Genomic DNA, 22,631 nt, shown 5'->3' with positions numbered 1-22,631 from the left:
TTTGCTCCATGACGCCATGGCCCTGATCAATCGTCTCGACTCCCGCGATCCCGGATTCAAATCCGCCCTGTCCAAGCTGCTGGCCTTCGAGGCCACCGAGGACGAATCCATCGACCGCGCCGCCGCCAGCATCCTGGCCGACGTGCGCGCGCGCGGCGACGCCGCGCTGGTGGAATACACGCAGCGCTTTGACCGCATGCCGGACGCGACGGCCCATACGCTGGAAATCCCCAAGGCCGACTGGCATGCGGCCCTGGCCGCGCTGCCGGCCGCCCAGCGCAACGCGCTGGAAGCCGCCGCCGACCGCGTGCGCGCCTACCACGAGCGCCAGCGCGCCGAGACCTGGACCTACACCGAAGCCGACGGCACCCTGCTGGGCCAGCAGGTCACGCCCCTGGACCGCGTGGGCCTTTACGTGCCCGGCGGCAAGGCGGCCTACCCGTCATCGGTGCTGATGAACGCCATCCCGGCCAAGGTCGCGGGCGTGCAGGAGCTGATCATGGTCACGCCCACGCCCGACGGCGTGCGCAATCCCATCGTGCTGGCCGCCGCCGCCATCAGCGGCGTGGACCGCGTGTTCGCCATCGGCGGCGCGCAGGCCGTGGGCGCGCTGGCCTACGGCACCGACACCGTGCCCGCCGTCGACAAGATCGTCGGGCCGGGCAACGCTTATGTCGCCGCCGCCAAGCGCCGCGTCTTCGGCGTGGTCGGCATCGACATGATCGCCGGCCCCAGCGAAATCCTGGTCATCTGCGACGGCAAGACGCCGGCCGACTGGATCGCCATGGACCTGTTCTCGCAGGCCGAGCACGACGAACTCGCGCAATCCATCCTGCTGTGCCCCGACGCCGCCTTCATCGAAGAGGTCGAAGCGTCCATCGCGCGCCTCCTGCCCACCATGCCGCGCGCCGACATCCTGCGCGTCAGCCTGGCCAACCGCGGCGCGCTGATCCAGGTCCGCGACCTGGAAGAGGCCTGCCAGATCGCCAACGACATCGCCCCCGAGCACCTGGAGATCTCCACCGAGCAGCCCGAGGTCTGGACCGCCCGCATCCGCCATGCCGGCGCCATCTTCATGGGCCGCTTCAGCTCCGAAGCCCTGGGCGACTACTGCGCCGGCCCGAACCACGTGCTTCCCACCTCGCGCACGGCGCGGTTCTCGTCGCCGCTGGGGGTCTATGACTTCCAGAAGCGCTCCAGCCTGATCCAGGTCTCGCACGCCGGCGCCCAGACGCTGGGCCGCATCGCCGCCGAACTGGCGCTGGGCGAGGGCCTGCAGGCGCACGCCGCCAGCGCCCAGTACCGGGTCGACAAACCATGAGCCTGCCGGGCCGCCCCAAGGGCGAATACCGGAGTGCGCAGCACGAAGGCGGTCCAGTGCGCGCGGTTCCGGCGGCGGGCGTCGCCGGCCGCATCACCGGCACCGTCCGGGCCGACATCCTCGAACTGGCGGCGTATCCCGTCGCCCACGCCGAAGGCTGCATCAAGCTGGACGCGATGGAATGCCCGTACGAGCTGCCCGAGGCCGTGCGCGACGAGATCGCGCGCGCCGTCCGCGACACCCCGCTGAACCGCTATCCGTCCGCCGACCTGTCCGGGCTGCAGGCCGCCGTCAAGACGGCCTTCGGCATACCCGATGCGGCGGACGTGCTGTTCGGCAACGGCTCGGACGAGCTCATCCACATCATGGTGCAGGCCTGCTGCAACCCCGGAGATGTGGTCCTGTCGCCCTGGCCGTCGTTCGTGTATTTCGACATGGCGGCGCGCTTCGATCACGCCCGCTTCGTGGGCGTCCCGCTGGCCGATGATCTGACCCTGGATCTGCCGGCCATGCTGGCGGCCATCCGCGAACACCAGCCCAAGCTCGTGTTCCTGGCCACGCCCAACAATCCCACCGGCGGCCTGTGGTCGCCCGAGGACGTGGACGCCATCATCGACGCCGCGCCGGGGCTGGTGGTGATCGACGAGGCCTACCAGCCGTTCGCCGGCTACACCTGGATGCCGCAGGTGCTGGACGCGCCCAACGTGGTGGTCATGCGCACCGTGTCCAAGATCGGCCTGGCGGGCCTGCGGTTCGGCTACCTGGCAGGCCATCCTGCCTGGATCGCCGAGCTGAACAAGGTGCGCCCGCCCTACAACCTGAACGTGCTGACCCAGGCCACGCTGCATGCCGTGCTGCGCCACAAGCCGGTGCTGGACGAGCAGGCCGCCCGGCTGCGCGCCGACCGCGAACCGCTGGCCGCGGCCCTCGTGCAACTGCCCGGCGTCAGGGTATTCCCTTCCGCCGCCAACTTCATACTTGTTCGCTTTTCCGGCAAGCTGGACGGCAACGCCGTGCATCTGGCGCTGAAAGCGCGCAAAATATTGATTCGCAACTTCTCCAACGCCCACCCGCTGCTGGCCGACTGCCTGCGCATCTCGGTGGGCGCCCCGGCCGAGAACGCCGCCTTGCTATCCGCCCTGCAAGAGATCTTGAGTGCTTAACATGCGTACCGCAGAAATCACCCGCAACACCAACGAAACCCGCATCCGCGTGGCCATCAATCTGGATGGCACCGGCAAGCAGACGATCGACACGGGCGTGCCCTTCCTGGACCACATGCTGGACCAGATCGCGCGCCACGGCCTGATCGACCTGGACATCAAGGCCGAGGGCGACCTGCACATCGACGCGCATCACACGGTGGAAGACGTGGGCATCACGCTGGGCATGGCCATCGCCAAGGCGGCGGGCACCAAGGCCGGCCTGCGCCGCTACGGCCACGCCTACGTGCCGCTGGACGAAGCGCTGTCGCGCGTCGTGGTGGACTTTTCCGGCCGTCCCGGCCTGGAATACCACATCCCCTTCACGCGCTCGCACATCGGCAGCTTCGACGTGGACCTCACCCGCGAATTCTTCCAGGGCCTGGTCAACCACGCGCTCATCACGCTGCACATCGACAATCTGCGCGGTTTCAATGCCCACCACCAGGCGGAAACCGTCTTCAAGGCCTGTGGCCGCGCGCTGCGCATGGCCCTGGAAGTCGACCCCCGCATGGGCGACGTCGTGCCCTCCACCAAGGGCGTGCTGTAAGGTACGCCCCCCAGGTACGCAATCAACTCCGCACCGCACCAGGCAGACAGAAGTGACCACTATCGCCATCGTCGACTACGGAATGGGCAATTTCCACTCCGTCGCACGCGCCCTGAAATACGCCGCGCCTGACGCCGACATCCGCATCTGCAACCAGCCCCAGGAGATCGCCGCGGCCGACCGCGTGGTGTTCCCGGGCCAGGGCGCCATGGCGGACTGCATGCGCACGCTGAACGAATCCGGCCTGCGCGACGCCGTCGTGCGCGCCGCCCGCGAAAAGCCCCTCCTGGGCGTCTGCGTCGGCGAACAGATGCTGTTCGAGGCCAGCGAAGAAGGCGCCACGACCTGCCTGGGCCTGTTCCCGGGCGTCGTGCGCCGCTTTTCCGGCCCGCGCTTCGCGGACCTGATCCCCGCCGACGACGAGGCCTGCCTGGCCGACACCGGCGCCGCGGGCCTGGCCGACACCCGCCCCGAGCGCCTGAAGGTGCCGCACATGGGCTGGAACAAAGTCCGCCACACGCGATCTCATCCCATCTGGGACGGCATTCCGGACGACTCGCACTTCTATTTCGTCCATAGTTATTACGCCGATCCGGCCGATTCCGCACTGACAGTTGGTGAAACCGATTACGGCGTCACCTTTACCTGCGCGGTGGCGGCAGCTAACATTTTCGCGGTGCAGTTCCACCCCGAAAAGAGCGCCGAGCACGGTTTGCGCCTGTATCGCAATTTTGTAGACTGGCAGCCGTAGGCCCCGAGCCCGCGTGCGCCAGCCCGTTCAACCCCATTATTTTTCTTGCTGCCAACCATGCTGCTGATCCCCGCCATCGATCTCAAAGACGGGCGTTGCGTGCGCCTGCGCCAGGGTGACCTGGACGATGCAACGGTGTTCTCCGAAGACCCCGCCGCCATGGCCAACCGCTGGCTGGACCAGGGCGCGCGTCGCCTGCACCTGGTCGACCTGAACGGCGCCGTCGCCGGCAAACCCAAGAACGAAGCCCCCATCAAGGCGATCCTGGAGGCCGTCGGCGACGACATCCCCGTCCAGATCGGCGGCGGCATCCGCGATCTCGACACTATCGAACGCTATCTCGACGCCGGCATCTCCTACGTGATCATCGGCACCGCCGCGGTCAAGAACCCGGGCTTCCTGCAGGACGCCTGCGGCGCCTTCCCCGGCCAGATCATCGTCGGCCTGGACGCGCGCGACGGCAAGATCGCCACCGACGGCTGGAGCAAGCTGACCCGCCACGACGTGCTGGATCTGGCCAAAAAGTTCGAAGACTACGGCTGCGAAGCCATCATCTACACCGACATCGGCCGCGATGGCATGCTGTCGGGCGTCAACGTCGAAGCCACGGTCCGCCTGGCCCAGCACGTGCGCATCCCCGTGTACGCATCGGGCGGCATCGCCGGCATCCAGGACATCGAAGCCCTGTGCGCCGTCGAAGAAGAAGGCGTCGAAGGCGCCATCCTGGGCCGCAGCATCTACGAAGGCACGCTCGACTTCCAGGCCGCGCAGGCGCGCGCCGACGAACTGGCAAAATGACCACATCAAGCAGCACCCCCGGGGCCGGCGCACCTGTGCAGAACGCGCTGACCCGCCGCATCATTCCCTGCCTGGACGTCACGGCCGGCCGCGTCGTCAAGGGCGTGAACTTCGTCAACCTGCTCGACGCGGGCGACCCCGTCGAGATCGCCCGCCGCTACAACGAACAGGGCGCCGACGAACTCACGTTCCTGGACATCACGGCCACCAGCGACGGCCGCGACCTGATCCTGCCCATCATCGAGCAGGTCGCCTCGCAGGTGTTCATTCCGCTGACGGTGGGCGGCGGCGTGCGCCAGGTGTCCGACATCCAGCGCCTGCTCAATGCCGGCGCCGACAAGATCAGCATCAATAGCGCGGCGGTCGCCAATCCCGACCTCGTCCGCGCCGCCTCCGACTACCACGGCTCGCAATGCGTGGTGGTGGCCATCGACGCGCGTCGCGTCTCCGCGCCCGGCGAACCGGCACGCTGGGAAGTCTTCACCCATGGCGGCCGCAAGGCCACCGGCCTGGATGCCGTGGCCTGGGCGCGCCGCATGGCCGCCTATGGCGCGGGCGAAATCCTGCTCACCAGCATGGACCGCGACGGCACCAAGTCGGGCTTCGACCTGGAACTGACCCGCACCGTCTCCGACGCCGTGCCGGTGCCCGTCATCGCCTCCGGCGGCGTGGGCAACCTGCAGCATCTGGCCGACGGCGTCACCACCGGCCGCGCCAGCGCGGTGCTGGCCGCCAGCATCTTCCACTTCGGCCAGCATACCGTCGGCGAGTGCAAGCGCTTCATGGCCGAACAAGGTATCGCAGTACGATTGGACTGATTATGAGCAACGAACCCGCCTGGATGGCCGATGTCGTCTTCGACGAAAACGGCCTGATCCCCGCCATCGCCCAAGACGCCGAAAACGGCCAGATCATGATGGTGGCCTGGATGAATCGCGAATCCCTCGCCGAGACGGCCGCCACCGGCCGCGCGGTCTACTGGTCGCGCTCGCGCCAGCGCCTGTGGCGCAAGGGCGAAGAGTCCGGCCACGTCCAGGAAGTGCATGAACTGCGCCTGGATTGCGACGGCGACGTGGTCCTGCTGAAGGTCCACCAGGAAGGCGGCATCGCCTGCCACACCGGCCGCGCGAGCTGCTTCTTCCGCCGCCTGGAAGGGCAGACGGACCACGCTTCCTGGGTCACGGTGGATCCGGTGCTCAAAGACCCGGAACTCATCTACAAATGACCGATCAAACCCTGAGCGCGGCCGAGGTGCTGGCCCGCATTGCAGACACCCTGGAATCCCGCCGCCCCCAGAACGGCGGCGACCCCCAGGCCTCCTACACGGCCAAGCTGCTGGCCAAGGGCCCCGATGCCTTCCTGAAGAAAATCGGCGAAGAAGCCACGGAACTGGTGATGGCCGCCAAGGACGGCGTGCCCGAACGCATCGTCAGCGAAACCGCCGATCTGTGGTTCCATTGCATGGTGGCGCTGACGCATTTCAACCTGCGACCCGAAGACGTGCTGGCCGAACTGGCACGCCGCGAAGGCCTGTCGGGTCTGGCCGAAAAGGCCAGCCGCCCGCAAGACTGACCCCGGACCCCGAACTCATGAGCGACAACTGCCTGTTTTGCAAGATCGCCGCCGGCGACATCCCGTCCAAGAAGGTCTATGAAGACGAGGACTTTGTTGCATTTCACGATATCAATCCCGCCGCGCCGGTACATTTACTGCTGATCCCTCGACGTCATGTCACATCCATGCAGGATATTACGGGCGAGGACGCAGATTGGTTGGGTAGAATGATGTCGTTGGCGCCGCGGCTTGCCGCCGAGAACGGTTGCCGTCCGGGCCCTGATGGCGGATTTCGCATCATGATCAATTCTGGCGTCGAAGGCGGCCAGGAAGTCCCGCATCTGCATTTCCACATCATCGGCGGCTCGCGTCCCTGGAAAGGGCGCGTGGCTCCCACTGCGTAATTCGGAGAAACATCATGGGTAGTTTCAGCATTTGGCACTGGTTGGTCGTTCTGGTCATCGTTGCGCTGATTTTCGGCACCAAGAAGCTGCGCAACATTGGCGGCGACCTGGGCGGCGCGGTCAAGGGCTTCAAGGAAGGCATGAAGGACGCCAACAGCGACAAGCCCTCCGAACCCATCGCGCAACAGCGCGTGAGCGGCGACACCATCGACGTGCAGGCCAAGGAAAAATCCAACTCCTGAGCGCCAGCCAGCCTCCCTCCGGGCCAGCCCTGAACGGGCCGGCCCTCATTGCTTCAATTCCCGAGCGGCCGTCGAATGTTTGATGTCAGCCTCACTGAACTGATGGTGGTCGGCGTCGTCGCCCTGATCGTCATCGGCCCCGAACGCCTGCCCAAGGTGGCCCGCACTGTCGGCCATCTGCTGGGGCGCGCGCAGCGTTACGTCAATGACGTCAAATCCGATATCCAGCGCGAAATCGAGATCGACGAACTTCGCAAGTTCAAGTCCGAGATGGAAGACGCCGCCCAAGGCGTGCAGCAATCGCTGAACGAAACGCAGGCCTCGCTGCAGGAACCCGTGCAGCAGTTCCGCGCGGAACTCGACGAAGTCGCCCGTGAAGCCAGCGGCAAGGCCGCGCCGGCCGCCGCCGCCGCCACGCCCGCCGACGCCACGCGCACCATCGCCCCGCCGGGCCAGAATCAGAATCTGGACCTGGACCTGCCCGCCACGGAACCCGCGCCCGTTCCGGCAGCCGCCCCCCAACAACCCGCCCCGGCGCCCCTGGCGCCCAAGGCTGACGACGCCGCGCCCGCCGCCAAGCCCGTCTCGCCCTCCGGAACCCCGTCGTGACCCAGGACGCATCCCAAGAAGAAGGCCAGCAGGAGACGTTCATCTCCCATCTGGTCGAGCTGCGCACCCGCCTGCTGCGCGCCGTCGGCGCGGTGGTGGCCGTGTTCATCGTGCTCTTCATCTATCCCGGCGCCTCCGCCATCTATGACGTGCTGGCCGCGCCCATGCTGGCCTCGCTGCCGGAAGGCACGCGCATGATCGCCACGGGCGTCATCACGCCGTTCATGGTGCCGGTCAAAGTCACGATGATGGCCGCGTTCATCCTGGCGCTGCCCGTGGTGCTGTACCAGGCCTGGGCCTTCGTGGCGCCCGGTCTGTACCGGCATGAAAAGCGCCTCGCGCTGCCGCTCATCGTTTCCAGCACCTTCCTCTTCATCGCGGGCATGGCGTTCTGCTATTTCGTGGTGTTCCGCACGGTGTTCCACTTCATCGCGACGTTCGCGCCGCAGTCCATCACCCCGGCGCCGGACATCGAGGCCTACCTGAGCTTCGTCATGACGATGTTCCTGGCGTTCGGCATCACTTTCGAAGTGCCCGTGGCCGTGGTGCTGCTGGTGAAGATGGGCGTGGTCGAACTCTCCAAGCTCAAGTCCGCGCGCGGCTACGTGGTGGTGGGCGCCTTCGTCATCGCCGCCGTGGTCACGCCGCCGGACGTGGTCAGCCAGTTCATGCTGGCGGTGCCGCTGTGCCTGCTGTATGAGGTCGGGCTGATCTGCGCCCGGATGGTCACCCCGAAAGCGGGCGCGCCCGAAGAAGACGCCGCCTCCGGCTCCCTGACCGAACGTCACTGACGCCACCCGGGAAGCGGTTGGACGGCCTGGACGGTCTGCGCAAAATCAGACCGTTTCACCCTTGTCGACCCATGGCTGCAATCCTACATTGCAGTCATGTCGCTCTCCCAAAGACTGCGCACCCTCATGCGGTGGCGCGGCATCCATAGCCAGAACCAGCTCGCCCGCCTGTCCGGCGTGCCGCAGTCCTGCATCCATCGCATCCTCACCCGAGAAGACCGCTATTCGCCGTCCCGTCACACGGTCGTACGCCTGGCGCAGGCCCTGGACACCAGCGTGCCCTGGCTGACAGACGGCGTCGTGCCTGCCGCCGCGCCCGGGTCCGCTTCCACGCCCCGGCTGCAGGACGCCGCCACCGCCCGCCTCGACGGCTATTGCGCCGAAATCTGCGCGCGGCTGGGCCCGCAGCCCGACAGCACCAAAAAGCTGATCCTGGCCCTGGTGCGCGAAATCTCCGACAAGCAGGACGGCCGCGCCGCGCCCCCGCCGCTGCGCAAGCGTCTCTAGCGCGGCTTGCCCGGCCGCGTGCCCACCACGACCGCCAGCTCCGCCGGCTTGCCGGCCCGCAGCACGCCCAGCGTGGCGCGCTGACCCGGCGGCAGTTGCGCAATTTCCGACAACAGCGCCGTGGTGTCCGTTACCCGCTTGCCATTGACCGACTGGACGATATCGCCCACCCGCAAGCCGGCGCGCGCGGCCGGACCGTCGCGCATGATGCCGGCAATGATCACGCCCGTGGTGTCGCGCGACAGCTCAAAGGCCCGCGCCAGTTCCGGCGTTACGTCCTGCGGCTCGACGCCGAGCCACCCGCGCTTGACCGAGCCGGTCTTGACGATGTCATCCATGACCTTGCGGGCGATCTCAATGGGCGTTGCAAAGCCGATGCCCATCGATCCGCCCGATTCCGAATAGATCGCCGTGTTGATCCCCACCAGGTTGCCGTAGGCATCGACCAGCGCGCCGCCCGAGTTGCCGGGATTGATCGCCGCGTCGGTCTGGATGAAGTTCTCGTAGGTGTTCAGGCCCAGGCCATTGCGGCCCAGCGCCGAGACGATGCCCTGCGTGGTGGTCTGTCCGACGCCGAACGGGTTGCCGATCGCCAGCACCACGTCGCCCACGCGCAAGCCCTTGTCCGGCGCCAGCGTCGCGGCCGGCAGGGACCGCAGCTTTTCCAGCTTGAGAACCGCCAGGTCGGTGTCCGGGTCCGCGCCCACCACCTTGGCGGTGTCGCGCCGCCCGTCGCGCAGCGCCACCTCGATGGCGTCCGCGGCCTGCACCACGTGGTAGTTGGTCAGCACGTAGCCGTCCTGGTTCACGATCACGCCGGAACCCAGGCTGGTCGAGGCCTCGCGGCGGCTTACCCCCGGCACCTGCCCGAAAAGCTGGCGCAGCACCGGATCGTCGGGCAGCGGAATCAGCGGCACGTTCACATGCTTGGTGGTAAAGACATTGACGACCGAGGGCGCCGCCTTCGCCACGCCGTCGGCGTAGGACACCGCGCCCACGTCGCCCGCAGGCGGCCGCCCGCCCGCTACCGCGGCCTGCTGGACCGCGCCCGGTCCGTTCACCCGCAGCAGGTCGGGCCGCAACGTCGTCACCACGAATAGAATAGCCAGGCAGACCGTGACGGCCTGAGCAAAGATCAGCCAATATCGGCGCATGATTCTGATAGGACTAGCAATGAATAAAGTGGACTCCCGCGTCCTGGCCAACTGGCTGGACGACACCCTGCAGGCGGCCCGTTTCAAGGACTACTGTCCCAACGGGATGCAGGTGGAAGGCCGATCCGAGGTCGGACACATTATCACCGGTGTCACGGCCAGCGAAGCATTGCTGCGCGCCGCCGTCGAACGCGGCGCGGATGCGGTGCTGGTGCACCATGGCTGGATGTGGCGCAACGAAGACCGCCGCGTCATCGGAACGCGCCGCACGCGCATGGCCCTGACCCTGAAGAACGACCTGAACCTGTACGCCTACCATCTGCCCCTGGATGCGCATCCCACCCTGGGCAACAATGCCCAGCTCGCGCGCGTGCTGGGCTTGGCGCCCGCGCGGCGCGAGGACGGCGCGCCGCTGACCTGCGGGCAGGATGGACTGATCTGGCTGGGCCAGGCGACCGGCGTGCAGACGCTGGGCCAGCTTGGCGAGCGTGTCGCGCAGTCCCTGGGCCGCCAGCCGCTCGTCGTGGGAGACCCGGACCTGCCGCTGGGGCAGATCGCCTGGTGCACCGGCGGTGCGCAGGGCATGATGGGCGACGCCGTCGACGCGGGCGCCAGCGCATACATCACCGGCGAAGTCTCGGAATCCACCGTGCACCTGGCGCGCGAGACGGGCGTGGGCTTCATCGCGGCCGGCCACCACGCCACCGAGCGCTACGGCGTGCAAGCCTTGGGGCAGGCGGTGGCCGAACAGTTCGGCATCAAGGTCGAATTCGTGGATATCGACAATCCGGCCTGAAGCGGGCGTTGACCCGGCCCGAATCCGGCCCACGCAATAAACAAAGCGCCCGACGGGCGCTTTGCTGTTTTACGGCTGCGGCCGCTTGAGCAGGTCGCGGATCTCACGCAGCAGGGCCACGTCTTCCGGCGTCTTGGCCGGCGCCGGCGCTTCCTCCGCCTTGTTGCGGGCCTTGTAGATGGCCTTGACCATCCAGAAGATCACAAAGGCCAGCAGCACGAAATTGATGATGATGGTGACGAAGTTGCCCCAGGCGAACACGTTGGCGCCGGCCTTGGTCAGATCCGCGTAGGTCATCGGTCCGGCATAGCCTTCGGGCATCGACAGCACGAGGAACTTGTTTGAAAAGTCGACCGATCCGCCAAGCAGGAAATTGACGAGAGGCATGATGATGTCGCGGACCAGCGAGTCGACTATCCTGCCGAAAGCGGCGCCAATGATGACGCCGACGGCCAGATCAACCGCGTTGCCCTTGACTGCGAAATCTCGAAATTCTTTGACGAAACCAGTCGCTTTGCTCATAAAAGCACTCCATTCGTGATACGCCTGAGGGTAGGCTGGCCTATAATACGCGGTTGCTATGTTGTTACATATTCCCGCGAACCCGATGCCGCAGAAGTGATGCTACTCGTAGAGCGGGCGCATCAACAAGGATAGGAAGATGAGTCAGGATACGCTGGTGCATGATGATGACGGTGCGGTTGATCCCAACCTGCCACCTGATCCTTCGCGACGTTTCTGGGTTACCACCGCCTGTGCTGTGGGTGGCGTAGCAGGAGTCGCAACCGCAGTACCGCTTGTGAGCACGTTTTCCCCCTCCGAAAAAGCCCGCGCGGCCGGGGCGCCCGTTGAAGTGGATGTCGGCGACATTCCTGTCGGCTCCATGAAAACGGTCGAATGGCGCGGCAAGCCGGTGTGGATCATGCACCGCTCTCCCGAGCAGCTCGCCGGCCTGAAGACGCTGGACCCCCTGCTCGCCGACCCGCAATCCAAGCGGCCCGGCTTCACTCCTCCCTATGCCGAAAACGAAGGCCGCTCGCGCAAGCCCGAGCTCTTCGTCTGCGTCGGCATCTGTACCCACCTGGGCTGCTCGCCCACCGCGCACTTCGAAACGGGTGGCGGCGGCGGCCTGGGCGCGGATTGGCAAGGCGGATTCCTCTGTCCCTGCCACGGCTCCACGTTCGACCTGGCTGGCCGGGTCTTCAAGAACAAGCCCGCTCCCGATAATCTCGAAGTCCCGCCGTACCAGTACCTCACCGATACCCGCATCATCGTGGGCGTCGATGAAGACAACAAGGCCTGACGCTCGCGTCGCGCTTTTTTCCCGATCTACGTAAGTAAAAACAATACGCCACGTATTAGAGAAGGAGCCGTTACATGGCTGGCGAGAAAACCGTCGAGACGACAGGCCTGTTGGGCTGGCTGGACCGGCGCTTTCCGGTGACCTCCACCTGGAAAGCCCATCTGTCCGAGTACTACGCACCCAAGAATTTCAACTTCTGGTATTTCTTTGGCTCGCTGGCGCTACTGGTGCTGGTGCTGCAGATCGTGACCGGCATCTTCCTGGTCATGCACTACAAGCCGGACGCCGAGCGCGCGTTCCAATCCGTCGAATACATCATGCGCGAGGTCCCGTGGGGCTGGCTGGTGCGCTACATGCACTCGACCGGCGCGTCCATGTTCTTCGTCGTCGTGTACCTGCACATGCTGCGCGGCCTGCTTTACGGTTCCTACCGCAAGCCGCGCGAACTGGTGTGGATCTTCGGCGTGGCGATCTTCCTCTGTCTGATGGCCGAAGCGTTCTTCGGCTACCTGCTTCCCTGGGGCCAGATGTCGTACTGGGGCGCCCAGGTGATCGTCAACCTGTTCGCGGCCATCCCGTTCATCGGCCCTGAACTGTCGATCTGGATCCGCGGCGACTACGTCGTGTCCGACGCCACCCTGAACCGCTTCTTCGCCTTCCACGTCATCGCCATTCCGCTGGTGCTGATCGGCCTGGTGGCGGCGCACCTGGTGGCGCTGCACGAAGTCGGCTCAAACAACCCGGACGGCATCGAGATCAAGCAGGGCCCCAAGGACAAGTACGGCCGCCCCAAAGACGGCATCCCGTTCCATCCCTTCTACTCGGTGCATGACCTGGTGGGCGTGGCGGGCTTCCTGCTGGTGTTCGCGGCGATCGTGTTCTTCGCGCCGGAAATGGGCGGCTACTTCCTGGAGTTCAACAACTTCATTCCCGCCGATTCGCTGAAGACGCCTCCGCACATCGCGCCGGTCTGGTACTTCACGCCGTTCTACTCGATGCTGCGCGCCACCACCGACGAATTCACCTGGGTGCTGGCGGGCGCGGCGGTGCTGGGCGCCATCGTGCTGTTCGCCAAGAGCAACCTCAAGGGCTTCCTGCGCGTCGCCGTCCCCGGCATCCTGATCGTCGTCGCGGTGCTGCTGCGCGTCATCGACGCCAAGTTCTGGGGCGTGGTGGCCATGGGCGGCACGGTCGTGATCCTGTTCTTCCTGCCCTGGCTCGACCATTCGCCGGTCAAGTCGATCCGCTACCGCCCCACGTGGCACAAGTGGATCTACGGCATCTTCATGGTCAACTTCCTGGTGCTCGGCTACATCGGTACGCAGCCGCCCAGTCCGCCGTTGAACCTGACCTCGCAGATCGGCACGCTGCTGTACCTGGCCTTCTTCTTCCTGATGCCGGTATGGAGCCGCCTGGGCACCTTCAAGCAAGTGCCCGACCGCGTCACGTTCCACGCCCACTGAGCCCACGAGAATAACGGACTAACCATGATCAAGAAGCTGATTGGTGCCGTGGCCTTGATGCTCACGTGTACCGCTACATTTGCCGCCGGAGGCGGATTCCCGCTGGACAAGGCGCCTTACCGCGTCAACGACATGGCATCGCTGCAAAACGGCGCGAAGCTGTTCGTCAACTACTGCCTGAACTGCCATAGCGCATCCTCGATGCGCTACAACAAGCTCAAGGACATCGGGCTGACCGACCAGCAAATCAAGGAAAGCCTGCTGTTCACGGGCGACAAGATCGGCGACATGATGCACGTCGCCATGACGCCCAAGGACGCCAAGGCTTGGTTCGGCACGACGCCGCCGGACCTGTCCGTGATCGCCCGCGCCAAATCCGTGAACGCCGGCCCCTCGGGCTCGGACTACCTGTACACGTACCTGCGCACCTTCTATCGCGACACCTCGCGCGCCACGGGCTGGAACAACCTGGTTTTCCCGTCGGTCGGCATGCCCCACGCCCTCTGGCAGGAACAAGGTCCGCGCGAGCTGACCACCGTCGCCATGCACGAGGTCGAAGGCAAGAACGGCGCCCCCAAAACCTGGGAACGCGTCACGACGGTGTACGATTCGCAGGGTTTTGCCACGGTCAAGGCCGAACCGGTAGCCAACTACCACGGCCATGCCACCTTCGATGCCAAATTCAAGGCCGCCAACCCGGCCCAAACCGCAACATACGACAACGACGTCGCTGACCTGACCGCATTCATGTCCTGGATGGCTGAACCCGTCCAGACACTGCGTGTCCGCATCGGCGTCGGCGTCATGTTGTTCCTGCTCCTGTTCTTCTTTGTAACGTGGCGCTTGAACGCCTCGTACTGGAAACACGTGCGCTAACCGCAACGCCCCGCCAGGTTCCCCAGCCGCCTCCCTTTTTCTATCGGGGACGGAAGAGGCGGATAGGGCTGTACGCCTATCCCGCCTGGCAATTGGGGCCAGCGCCTGCTAGATTTAGGCGCTGGCCTTTCGTTTTTCATAAAGGACTTACCGCCATGATGGTGCTCTATTCCGGAACCACGTGTCCGTTTTCGCAACGCTGCCGCTTCGTGTTGTTCGAAAAGGGTATGGATTTCGAGATCCGCGACATCGACCTGTACAACAAGCCCGAAGACATCTCGGTGATGAACCCGTACGGTCAAGTGCCCATTCTGGTCGAACGCGACCTGGTGCTGTACGAATCGAACATCATCAACGAGTACATCGACGAACGCTTCCCGCACCCGCAGCTCATGCCCGCCGACCCGGTCATGCGCGCCCGCACGCGCCTGTTCCTCTACAACTTCGAGAAGGAACTCTTCGTCCACGTCTCGACGCTGGAAGACCGCAGCGCCAAGCCGGACGAAAAGAAGCTCGCCAACGCCCGCCAGAACATCCGTGACCGCCTGGCCCAGCTGGCGCCCATGCTGCTCAAGAACAAGTACATGCTGGGCGAGGAATTCTCCATGCTCGACGTGGCCGTCGCCCCGCTGCTCTGGCGCCTGGACCACTACGGCATCGAACTGCCCAAGAATGCGGCCCCGCTGCAAAAGTACGCCGAACGCATCTTCTCGCGCCCGGCCTACATCGAAGCGCTGACGCCTTCGGAAAAAGTGATGCGTCGTTGAGGCTGGCTGTGTGATGGGTGAAACTTCGACCAAACCGTATCTGATCCGCGCACTGCACGAATGGTGCACCGATAACGGCTACACGCCGTACATCACCGTGCAGGTCGACGAGCACACCATGGTGCCCGTCGCCCACGTGCGCGACGGCCAGATCACGCTGAACGTGGGCACGCTGGCCACCAACCGCCTGGTGCTGGGCAACGAATTCATCGAATTCCAGGCCCGCTTCAGCGGCGTGACCGAAAACGTCTACGTTCCCGTGGGCGCCGTCAGCGCCATCTACGCGCGCGAAACCGGCGCCGGCATGGGCTTCGAGGTCCAGCCCTACGAGCCTCCGGAAGCGGGCGCCCAGGGCGTCACGCCGGACACCGCCGCCCCCGAGGGCTCCGACGCCAATCCCGCCCCGGGTGGCGACGATGGCGACGACGACGAACCCAAGCGTCCGCGCCTGACCATCGTCAAATAACGTCCCCACAAGAGGGCCTGCATTTTTTTCATTACAATGCAGTCCCTGCGCGTGCCCCGGCACGCCGCGCCGGTGTAGCTCAGTTGGTAGAGCAGCTCACTTGTAATGAGAAGGTCGAGGGTTCGATTCCTTTCACCGGCACCAATGAAATACCCATGAAAAGGCCGATTCCGCGTGAATCGGCCTTTTTTTCATCACTGCCGCATCGCGCCTTTCAGTGCTGCGATGGACAGGTGGCAACGGGGCGCTCCGCCGTCTGATTTGGAGATCACCAAGCGTTCGAGCCGCCTTCGTTTGCACGGCCGCGAGCTAGAATCCTGCCTTCTCAGACCTGTGGAGGCCGGGCGGCATGAATTCCTCTCATCTTCCTGGCGCACAACGAAAGCGCTTCTGGCAAAAGAAGTGGCCGCGCGAAATGCTATTCAATGGTCCCCCGATAATCGTGGCCGGCTCAGCCGCAATAATGAGTTTTTTGAACGCGACGATGTGGTGGAAATTGTTGGTGCGGGCACCAAAGCTATCAGCGACTTCGTCACGAAAAGGTATTGATATGAAGACTGTCACCAAGCGCCCCGCCGACGCCTTCGTCAAAGAGTCCAAGCTCGTATCCAAACCGGGCGCGTTTATGAAGGTCAGGGAGCTTACGCTTACCGAATTCGGCCTGCAGGCGATTACTACCGGTAGCGCCGGCATCAGGCAAGGGGCGCGCGAAGATGCGGGTCCGCCTTCACCGCTGAACAGAATGGTTCCGGCGGGAAATTGAAAAAGGGAAGTCCTGGGACTTCCCTTTTTCGTTCCGCTGAGCAAATCAGACGTGCGTGTCTTGCCCCACGCCCGCTCGCCCATTACCCCAGCGGCGGCAACATATCAAACCCCAGCACCATCACTAGCCCCACGACCGCCACGATCGACTGCACCACCGAGATCGTCTTCGTCGCTTCGCCCATGGTCATGCCGAACGATTCTTTCACCATCCAGAAGCCCGCGTGGTTGGCGTAGTTGAAGAAGAGCGATCCGCAGCCGATCGACAGGGCGAGCAGCGGCAGGTTCAGGCTGGGGTCGGCGCCCGCCAGCGGCGCCAGCAGGCCCGCGGCGCCGACGATGCCGACGGTGGCCGAGCCGGTGGACACGGACAGCAGCATCGCGATCAGCCAGCCCAGGATCAGCGGCGGGAACGCAAACTGATGGGTCAGGTGCACGATGGCGTCGCCGACCTTGGCGCTCGTCAATACCTGCTGGAATGCGCCGCCGCCCGCGATGATGAGCATGATGCCGGCGATCGGCTTGAGGCTTTGCCCTAGCGCGCCGCGCAGCTTTTCCGGATCGCCGCCGCGCATGAAGACCAGCGTCACGGCCGCGAACAGCACGCCGAGCAGCATCGCGACCACCGGGTTGCCCAGGAAGGCGGCCACGTGCGTCACGCTGGAATCCTTGGGCAGCAGCATCTCGGCCAGCGCGTGCACCAGCATCAGCAAGGCAGGCAGCAGGGCCGCCAGGACGCCCAGGCCCACGCTGGGCGCGTCCTGGCCCGCGCCGCGTTCAGTGCCGGAGGTGAACTGTTCCAGCAGCGCCTCGTCCGGGCGCGTCGTCATGCGCGGCGCGATGAATGCGCCATACAGCGGTCCGCCGAAGATCATGGCGGGCAGCGCGGCGATGAAGCCGTAGATCATGGTCGGCCCGACCGTGGTCTTCAGCGTGGCGATCGCGGTCAGCGGACCGGGATGCGGCGGCACCATGCCGTGCATCGCAGCCAAGGCCGAGATCACCGGCACGCCCACATAGACATAGGCGGACCCCTTGAAGCGTTCCTGGCTTTCCAGCTTGCGCGCCACGCTGAAGATCAGCGGCAGCATCACCACCAGGCCCACTTCGAAGAACATCGGAATGCCGATGACGAATGCCACCAGCGTCATCGCCCAGGGAATCATGCGGGGCGAGGTGTGGCGCAGGATCGCATTGGCCAGGCGCTCGGTCGTGCCGGAATCCGCCAGGATCTTGCCCAGCATGGCGCCCAGCGCAATCACCACGCCGACGGCGCCCAGCGTCTTACCGGCGCCGTCCGTCAGATTCTTGACGATGGCAACCGGAGCCATCCCGGTTGCGAAGCCGACGCCGATGGACACGATCAGCAGCGCCAGCAAAGGATGCATGCGGATACGGGAGACGATCAGCCCGACCAGGACCAGAACGCTCACCAAGGCGGTGAGCAGCAATTGAATGTCGAACGAAGACATGGTTGAACCCAGAAAAATCGAGAGAGGTCGCGAGCCTTTCCGGGGCCATGATACGGGATCAGCTTGACGCCCGGCTGGCAAGCGCGGGGGCCGAAGCATCGGGGCGGGTCTGCGCAGGCGCATCGCGCCTGTTCCCTACAGACAACTGAACGCGACGCCGTCGTTCGCGGGTCGTCGCGTGCGCGGTTTGCCTATTCGCGCGCCTCAGTCCGGCTTGATCCCCGCGGCCTTGATGATCGCCACATTGCGCTCGAGCTCGGATTCCACCTTGCGGCGGAACGTGGCCGGGTCGGAAAAGGTGGCGTCAAAGCCCAGATCCCGCAGCTTGGCGCGCGTGTCGGGTTCGGCCATGACCGCTTCGATCTCCTTGGACAGCCGCGCCACGACGGGCGCCGGCGTGCCGTGCGGCATGACCACCCCGAACCACGTCTCGAAGTCGTAGCCCGCGACGCCGCTTTCGGCGACCGTGGGCACGTCCGGCACCAAGGACGAACGCACGTTGCCCGTCAGCGCCACCGCGCGCGCCTTGCCTGCCTTGATCTGCGGAAGACTGGCCACCAGCGTGTCGATCGACAACGGAATCTGGTTGCCGATCAGATCCGTCATCGCGGGTGCGCTGCCGCGGTAGGGCACGTGCAGCAGCTTGGCGCCCGTGCGCTGGGCCAGGGATTCGCCCGCGATGTGCGGCGTGGATCCGTTGCCGAAGGACCCGAAGCTGAGCGGCTGCGACGCCGATTTGCTGGTGATGTCGGCCACGGTGCCGATGCCGGTCTGCGGATTGGTCAGGATCACGAACGGCGTGCTGCCCGCAATCGCGACGTACTCGTAGCTCTTGAGCGGGTTGTAGTTGAGGTTGGAGTAGAGCAGCGGATTCAGCGTGAAGGTGGGCGCGCCCGTGATCATGAACGTATAGCCATCGGGTGCGGCGCGGGCGACGGCCGTTGCGCCGATGCTGGTGTTGGCGCCCGGCTTGTTCTCGACCACCACGGTCTGGCCCATTCGCGCGCCCAGCTTGGCGGCGAACAGGCGGCCGATGACGTCCGTCGATCCGCCCGGCGGGAAGGGCACGACCATGGTGATCGGCTTGCTGGGATAGTCCTGCGCCAGGGCCAGCACCGGCGCGGCGGCCAGTGCGCACAGCGCGATCGCGCGAGCGATGGGTTTGCTCATTGAAATTCCCCTTGTGTGGTTTGTCAGGTGTTCAGTTGGGCAGCACGGGCGCCTGGCGCCAGTACTGCGTGGCCTGTTCGAATGCGTGGGCCAGTTGCAGCAGGGCGCGCTCTTGCCGATAGCGGCCGACGATCTGGATGCCGACGGGCAGGCCGGTCTCGGTAAAGCCACAGGGCACCGAGATCGCGGGGTGGCCCGTCAACGACAGGTAATAGCCCGAACGCATCCAGTCGATGTAGTTCTGCATCGGCGTGTCTTCGATGCGATGCACGGTTTCCTGCTCCACCGGGAAGGGCAGCACCTGGCTGACCGGCCCGATCATGAACTCATACGTCTGCATGAACGCGTGCATGCGGGCAAACAGGGCGGCGCGGTCGCGCTCGGCCTGCACGACGGCGGTTGCCGGCTGCGTGAGCCCCAGTTCGATGTTCCAGATCACCGAGTCCTTGAGCAGATGACGATGCTCGCGCAGCGCGGCCTCGTAGCCCACGGCGAAGGTCTGCGCGCGCAGCGCCTGAAACGACGCGTCCGCGCCGGTGAAGTCGGGGCAGGCGGGTTCCACCACGGCGCCCAGGTCGGCAAAGACCGGCAGATGGCGCTCCAGTGCGCGCTCGACGGCGGGCTCGACGGGCAGGCCGCCCCATGTCGGCGCGTAGGCGATGCGCACGCCCTTGAAATCGCGCGCCAGGCTGTCCAGGAATCGATTTGGGTCCTGGTCGATGGCCAGCGGGTCGCGCGCGTCGACACCGGCCGTGGCGGAGAGCAGGAGCGCCACATCGGCAACGGTACGCGCCATCGGCCCGGCGACCGTCAGGGTGTTGTACGGGCTGGCGGTGGGCCATTGCGGCACGCGTCCCGGAGACGGGCGCAGGCCCACCACGTTGCAGAACGAGGCCGGATTGCGCAGGGACCCGCCCATGTCCGTTCCGTCGGCCAGCGGCGCCATGCGTGCGGCCAGGGCGGCAGCCGCGCCGCCGCTGCTGCCGCCGGCGGTCATGCGCGGATCGTAGGGGTTGCGCGTGGGCCCGAAGACCGTGTTGAAGGTTTGCGAACCGGCCCCGAATTCCGGCAGGTTGGTCTTGCCCAGCGTGATCGCGCCAGCCGCGCGTTCACGGCTCACGATGAGGCTGTCGCGGTCCGGCACGAAATCGCGGTAGAGCGGCGACCCATAGGTAGTGCGCATGCCGGCGGTCAGGAACGAATCCTTGTGGACGATGGGCAGGCCGTGCAGCAGGCCCAGCGGACGGCCGGCGGCCTGGTGCGCATCGGCCTGCGCGGCGCGTGCCATGGCGCCTTCGGCGTCCAGCGTGACCACGGCGTTCACCGCGGGATTCCAGGCCGCGATGCGGTCCAGGTGCGCGGCCATCACGTCTCGGGCACTGACGCGGCCGGCGGCGATGTCATCGCGCAGCGCGACAGCGCTGAGGTCGCAAAGCGTCGACGTCGCGGGCCGGGTGGGGGTCAAAAAGTCCATGTGTATTGCCATGCGATACAAAGTATTGAATAATCAACTTTATAGTTGGTATTCCCCGCGCCAACAATCCGGGGAAACTAGCGCTTCCCCGTGGGCCGGTGGCATCGCCGGCCGCCCGATTCCTCGCCACGAGCCGCCATGACAACGCCCTCGCCAGACAATCCAGCCGCCTCATCGCAGGACGCCCCCGACCCCGCGGACGACCCGCTGTTCGTCGCATCGCTGGAGAAGGGCATGCGCGTGCTGGAGGCGTTCCGCGACGCCACCGACACGCTGGGGTTGACGGAGATCGCCGCGCTGACCCGCCTGGGCAAGAGCGCCGCGCAGCGCTTCGTGCACACCTGGGAACGGCTGGGCTACCTGAGCAAGGACGCCGCCTCGCGCCGCTACCGGCTCGGTCCGCGCGTCGTCGAGCTGGGTTACTTCTTCCTGCGCACCGACCGCCTGGTGTCCATGGCCGCCCCGCATCTGGTCGCGCTGCGCGACCGCTGCGGCCTGGCGGTGCATATGAGCGTGCTGGCGGGCGGCGACATGATCTACCTGCTGCGCCTGCCCAGCCGGCAGCTCACGCTGGCCGAAATGCTGCCGGGTCGCCGCATGCCGGCCTGGTGCAACAGCGGCGGCCGCATGCTGCTGAGCCAGCTCGACGACGACGCGATTCGCCAGACGCTGCTGCGCGCGCCCCCGCGCGCCTTCACCCCGCGCACCGTGATCGAGCCACAGGCGCTGCTGGCCCTGATTCAGCAGGCTCGCGACGAGGGCTACGCGCTGACCGAGGACCAGGTGCTGCAGAACCAGGTCGGCGCCGCCGTGCTGCTGCGCGACGCGCGGGACGTGCCCCTGGCCGCCATCAGCGTCAGCGCCCCACGCCACGACTATCCCGCCGACCGCCTGCTGCGCGACATCGTGCCGCAGCTGTTCCGCACCGCGCATGCGATCCAGCACGGGTGACCGCACAATTTATCGACCCGTTTTGCATTCTTTCGATTTTTTGTGCATAATTCGGCCCCTCTACCTGTTCCCCGATAGCTCAGTCGGTAGAGCGACGGACTGTTAATCCGCAGGTCGCTGGTTCGAGCCCAGCTCGGGGAGCCAAGAATTTGCAGTACCGCAGTACCCTTAAAAAAGCCCGCAACGTGTTTGCGGGCTTTTTGCATTGGCGCCCGCGCAGCCGGATGGGCGTTCACCCGCATGGCGTAGCATGGCCAGGTCCGCTTCAACCCGATGCCCGCCATGCATTCCACCCGATCCCTGCCGCCCCTGATCTCCCTGCGCGCCTTCGAGGCGACCGCGCGGCGCCTGAGCTTCTCGCAGGCTGCAGAGGAGCTCTACGTCACGCAGAGCGCCGTCAGCCATCACATCCAGCGCCTGGAATCGGAACTGGGCATCGCGCTCTTTGAGCGGCGCACGCGCGCCATTGCGCTCACCGCCCAGGGCCAGGCCTATTACGAACGCGTGCATGCGGCGTTCGAACTGCTGCGCCAAGGCACGGACGAGGCCCGCGCGCATGATCCGGCCCGCAAAACGCTTCAGAAACCGCTGCGGATCGGATTGCTGGCGTCGTTTGCCACGCGTTGGCTCGCCCCGCGCCTGCCGGACTTTGCCGCCGCGCATCCCGGCATCGATCTGCAGCTGCAGCCCGATATCGCGTTGGCGGACGTGGCGGGCGGCGAGGTCGACGCCGCGATCCGCTATGGGCGCGGCGGCTGGCCCGGCGTGCGGTCCACGCTGCTGATGACCGAGCGCCTGTCCGTCGTATGCGCGCCCGCGCTGGTCGCCGGCCGGAAGCGGCCGAGGTCGGCAGGCGATCTGCTGCGTCACCCGCTCCTGGTCTCGCACGCCAAACAACCCTTTGAATGGGACGCGTGGGCGCGCCTGCAGGGCCTGGACTTGAGCCGCGCAGGGACGGTGCGCCTGCACGACTACAACATCGTCGTGGAAGCCGCGCTCGCGGGGCAGGGGCTTGCCATGGGCCGCGAGCGCCTGATCGCCGCGCATCTGGCCAGCGGCGCGCTGGTGCAGGCGCTGCCGGGCGCCGTGCTGGAGGATCCGCGCATCGGCTGGTGGTTCGTCACGCCGCGCGGCGTGTCCAGCGAGCCTGTCCAGGCCTTGCGCGACTGGCTGGCGGAAACGGCGGCCCAGGCGACCCGCCGCCCCATCGGCACGCATTAGTTTTACTCATACGTGCAATGCAAGAAT

General features: G+C 65.9%; 27 protein-coding genes and 2 tRNA genes. 24 read left to right on the top strand and 5 right to left on the bottom strand.

Annotation, left to right across the window (positions count from 1 at the left end; all coding sequences use genetic code 11):
- The first annotated feature begins 16 nt into the window (after positions 1 to 16).
- The 13 genes from hisD to ACZ50Q_RS00945 all read left to right on the top strand — a co-directional run bounded on the left by hisD (position 17) and on the right by ACZ50Q_RS00945 (position 8,729).
- Entirely contained in the window at positions 17 to 1,321 is a 1,305-nt protein-coding gene (gene hisD, locus ACZ50Q_RS01005) for a histidinol dehydrogenase (protein WP_464080252.1), read from the top strand.
- Entirely contained in the window at positions 1,318 to 2,484 is a 1,167-nt protein-coding gene (gene hisC / locus ACZ50Q_RS01000) for a histidinol-phosphate transaminase (RefSeq protein ID WP_464080251.1), read from the top strand. Before hisD ends, hisC begins: the two co-directional genes overlap by 4 nt.
- A 1-nt stretch (position 2,485) precedes the next feature.
- On the top strand, positions 2,486 to 3,073 hold the full coding sequence (hisB, locus tag ACZ50Q_RS00995; RefSeq protein WP_076517955.1) for an imidazoleglycerol-phosphate dehydratase HisB: 588 nt from the start codon (positions 2,486 to 2,488) through the stop codon (positions 3,071 to 3,073).
- A 52-nt stretch (positions 3,074 to 3,125) separates the two neighbouring features.
- Positions 3,126 to 3,824 carry an imidazole glycerol phosphate synthase subunit HisH gene (gene hisH / locus ACZ50Q_RS00990; protein ID WP_464080250.1) on the top strand — a complete coding sequence of 233 codons (699 nt, stop codon included), beginning with the start codon at positions 3,126 to 3,128 and terminating at the stop codon, positions 3,822 to 3,824.
- Positions 3,825 to 3,881: 57 nt separating this feature from the next.
- Positions 3,882 to 4,622, top strand: a complete 741-nt coding sequence (hisA, locus tag ACZ50Q_RS00985; protein WP_076517960.1) for a 1-(5-phosphoribosyl)-5-[(5-phosphoribosylamino)methylideneamino]imidazole-4-carboxamide isomerase — start codon at positions 3,882 to 3,884, stop codon at positions 4,620 to 4,622.
- Positions 4,619 to 5,440: an imidazole glycerol phosphate synthase subunit HisF gene (gene hisF, locus ACZ50Q_RS00980; protein WP_092576902.1), complete on the top strand. Its 822-nt coding sequence runs from the start codon at positions 4,619 to 4,621 to the stop codon at positions 5,438 to 5,440. Before hisA ends, hisF begins: the two co-directional genes overlap by 4 nt.
- A gap of 2 nt (positions 5,441 to 5,442) precedes the next feature.
- A complete protein-coding gene (gene hisI, locus ACZ50Q_RS00975; RefSeq protein WP_076517966.1) occupies positions 5,443 to 5,847 on the top strand; it encodes a phosphoribosyl-AMP cyclohydrolase in 405 nt (134 codons plus the stop codon).
- Positions 5,844 to 6,194, top strand: a complete 351-nt coding sequence (locus ACZ50Q_RS00970; RefSeq protein WP_092576905.1) for a phosphoribosyl-ATP diphosphatase — start codon at positions 5,844 to 5,846, stop codon at positions 6,192 to 6,194. Before hisI ends, ACZ50Q_RS00970 begins: the two co-directional genes overlap by 4 nt.
- Positions 6,195 to 6,211: 17 nt before the next feature.
- Complete coding sequence (locus ACZ50Q_RS00965) at positions 6,212 to 6,580, top strand: histidine triad nucleotide-binding protein (RefSeq protein WP_056320402.1); 369 nt, start codon at positions 6,212 to 6,214, stop codon at positions 6,578 to 6,580.
- A 14-nt stretch (positions 6,581 to 6,594) separates the two neighbouring features.
- The gene (tatA, locus tag ACZ50Q_RS00960) at positions 6,595 to 6,822 is read left to right on the top strand and encodes a Sec-independent protein translocase subunit TatA (RefSeq protein WP_076517970.1); all 228 of its coding nucleotides are present in this window, start codon (positions 6,595 to 6,597) and stop codon (positions 6,820 to 6,822) included.
- A 75-nt stretch (positions 6,823 to 6,897) separates the two neighbouring features.
- On the top strand, positions 6,898 to 7,431 hold the full coding sequence (gene tatB, locus ACZ50Q_RS00955; RefSeq protein WP_092576908.1) for a Sec-independent protein translocase protein TatB: 534 nt from the start codon (positions 6,898 to 6,900) through the stop codon (positions 7,429 to 7,431).
- Positions 7,428 to 8,222: a twin-arginine translocase subunit TatC gene (gene tatC / locus ACZ50Q_RS00950; RefSeq protein WP_076517975.1), complete on the top strand. Its 795-nt coding sequence runs from the start codon at positions 7,428 to 7,430 to the stop codon at positions 8,220 to 8,222. The genes tatB and tatC overlap by 4 nt, the downstream gene beginning before the upstream one ends.
- A gap of 96 nt (positions 8,223 to 8,318) precedes the next feature.
- The gene (locus tag ACZ50Q_RS00945) at positions 8,319 to 8,729 is read left to right on the top strand and encodes a helix-turn-helix domain-containing protein (protein ID WP_076517977.1); all 411 of its coding nucleotides are present in this window, start codon (positions 8,319 to 8,321) and stop codon (positions 8,727 to 8,729) included.
- Here the strand turns inward: ACZ50Q_RS00945 and ACZ50Q_RS00940 are convergent.
- Positions 8,726 to 9,883: a trypsin-like peptidase domain-containing protein gene (locus ACZ50Q_RS00940; protein WP_464080249.1), complete on the bottom strand. Its 1,158-nt coding sequence runs from the start codon at positions 9,881 to 9,883 to the stop codon at positions 8,726 to 8,728. The genes ACZ50Q_RS00945 and ACZ50Q_RS00940 overlap by 4 nt on opposite strands.
- Before the next feature lie 19 nt (positions 9,884 to 9,902).
- Here ACZ50Q_RS00940 and ACZ50Q_RS00935 point away from each other — a divergent pair, with 19 nt between their 5' ends.
- A complete protein-coding gene (locus ACZ50Q_RS00935) occupies positions 9,903 to 10,679 on the top strand; it encodes a Nif3-like dinuclear metal center hexameric protein (protein ID WP_464080248.1) in 777 nt (258 codons plus the stop codon).
- Positions 10,680 to 10,748: 69 nt separating this feature from the next.
- Here the strand turns inward: ACZ50Q_RS00935 and mscL are convergent, their stop codons facing one another.
- On the bottom strand, positions 10,749 to 11,201 hold the full coding sequence (mscL, locus tag ACZ50Q_RS00930) for a large conductance mechanosensitive channel protein MscL (RefSeq protein WP_076517984.1): 453 nt from the start codon (positions 11,199 to 11,201) through the stop codon (positions 10,749 to 10,751).
- A 139-nt stretch (positions 11,202 to 11,340) separates the two neighbouring features.
- Between mscL and petA the strand changes: the two genes are divergently transcribed.
- From petA to ACZ50Q_RS00895, 7 genes are all read left to right on the top strand, one after another.
- Positions 11,341 to 11,982, top strand: coding sequence for a ubiquinol-cytochrome c reductase iron-sulfur subunit (gene petA, locus ACZ50Q_RS00925; RefSeq protein WP_464080247.1), 642 nt, complete (start codon positions 11,341 to 11,343; stop codon positions 11,980 to 11,982).
- A gap of 74 nt (positions 11,983 to 12,056) precedes the next feature.
- Positions 12,057 to 13,445: a cytochrome b gene (locus ACZ50Q_RS00920; protein ID WP_076517988.1), complete on the top strand. Its 1,389-nt coding sequence runs from the start codon at positions 12,057 to 12,059 to the stop codon at positions 13,443 to 13,445.
- 24 nt (positions 13,446 to 13,469) lie between these two features.
- Positions 13,470 to 14,321 (top strand): cytochrome c1, encoded by an 852-nt coding sequence (locus tag ACZ50Q_RS00915; protein ID WP_076517990.1) that lies wholly within the window; start codon positions 13,470 to 13,472, stop codon positions 14,319 to 14,321.
- A gap of 155 nt (positions 14,322 to 14,476) precedes the next feature.
- Positions 14,477 to 15,088 (top strand): glutathione S-transferase N-terminal domain-containing protein, encoded by a 612-nt coding sequence (locus ACZ50Q_RS00910; protein WP_006388039.1) that lies wholly within the window; start codon positions 14,477 to 14,479, stop codon positions 15,086 to 15,088.
- 13 nt (positions 15,089 to 15,101) lie between these two features.
- The gene (locus ACZ50Q_RS00905; protein WP_076517992.1) at positions 15,102 to 15,554 is read left to right on the top strand and encodes a ClpXP protease specificity-enhancing factor; all 453 of its coding nucleotides are present in this window, start codon (positions 15,102 to 15,104) and stop codon (positions 15,552 to 15,554) included.
- 68 nt (positions 15,555 to 15,622) lie between these two features.
- Positions 15,623 to 15,698: transfer RNA gene (locus ACZ50Q_RS00900), tRNA-Thr, on the top strand.
- Between the two features lie 205 nt (positions 15,699 to 15,903).
- Positions 15,904 to 16,317, top strand: a complete 414-nt coding sequence (locus tag ACZ50Q_RS00895) for a hypothetical protein (RefSeq protein WP_464080246.1) — start codon at positions 15,904 to 15,906, stop codon at positions 16,315 to 16,317.
- An 82-nt stretch (positions 16,318 to 16,399) separates the two neighbouring features.
- Here ACZ50Q_RS00895 and ACZ50Q_RS00890 read toward each other — a convergent pair whose 3' ends face one another.
- The 3 genes from ACZ50Q_RS00890 to ACZ50Q_RS00880 form a co-directional block, all read right to left on the bottom strand.
- The gene (locus ACZ50Q_RS00890; protein ID WP_464080245.1) at positions 16,400 to 17,788 is read right to left on the bottom strand and encodes a GntP family permease; all 1,389 of its coding nucleotides are present in this window, start codon (positions 17,786 to 17,788) and stop codon (positions 16,400 to 16,402) included.
- A 204-nt stretch (positions 17,789 to 17,992) separates the two neighbouring features.
- On the bottom strand, positions 17,993 to 18,958 hold the full coding sequence (locus tag ACZ50Q_RS00885) for a Bug family tripartite tricarboxylate transporter substrate binding protein (RefSeq protein WP_464080244.1): 966 nt from the start codon (positions 18,956 to 18,958) through the stop codon (positions 17,993 to 17,995).
- Positions 18,959 to 18,989: 31 nt separating this feature from the next.
- Positions 18,990 to 20,432, bottom strand: coding sequence for an amidase (locus ACZ50Q_RS00880; RefSeq protein WP_464080243.1), 1,443 nt, complete (start codon positions 20,430 to 20,432; stop codon positions 18,990 to 18,992).
- A gap of 138 nt (positions 20,433 to 20,570) precedes the next feature.
- On the opposite strand from ACZ50Q_RS00880, the gene ACZ50Q_RS00875 reads away from it, so the two are divergent.
- The 3 genes from ACZ50Q_RS00875 (at position 20,571) to ACZ50Q_RS00865 (ending at position 22,604) form a co-directional block, all read left to right on the top strand.
- Positions 20,571 to 21,383, top strand: coding sequence for an IclR family transcriptional regulator (locus tag ACZ50Q_RS00875; protein ID WP_464080242.1), 813 nt, complete (start codon positions 20,571 to 20,573; stop codon positions 21,381 to 21,383).
- Positions 21,384 to 21,451: 68 nt separating this feature from the next.
- Positions 21,452 to 21,527, top strand: a tRNA-Asn gene (locus ACZ50Q_RS00870).
- Positions 21,528 to 21,665: 138 nt separating this feature from the next.
- Positions 21,666 to 22,604: a LysR substrate-binding domain-containing protein gene (locus ACZ50Q_RS00865; RefSeq protein WP_464080241.1), complete on the top strand. Its 939-nt coding sequence runs from the start codon at positions 21,666 to 21,668 to the stop codon at positions 22,602 to 22,604.
- Positions 22,605 to 22,631: the final 27 nt, after the last annotated feature.

This window comes from Achromobacter sp. T5-5, from assembly GCF_055397965.1.
This window is presented reverse-complemented; position numbering and strand designations above follow the sequence as displayed.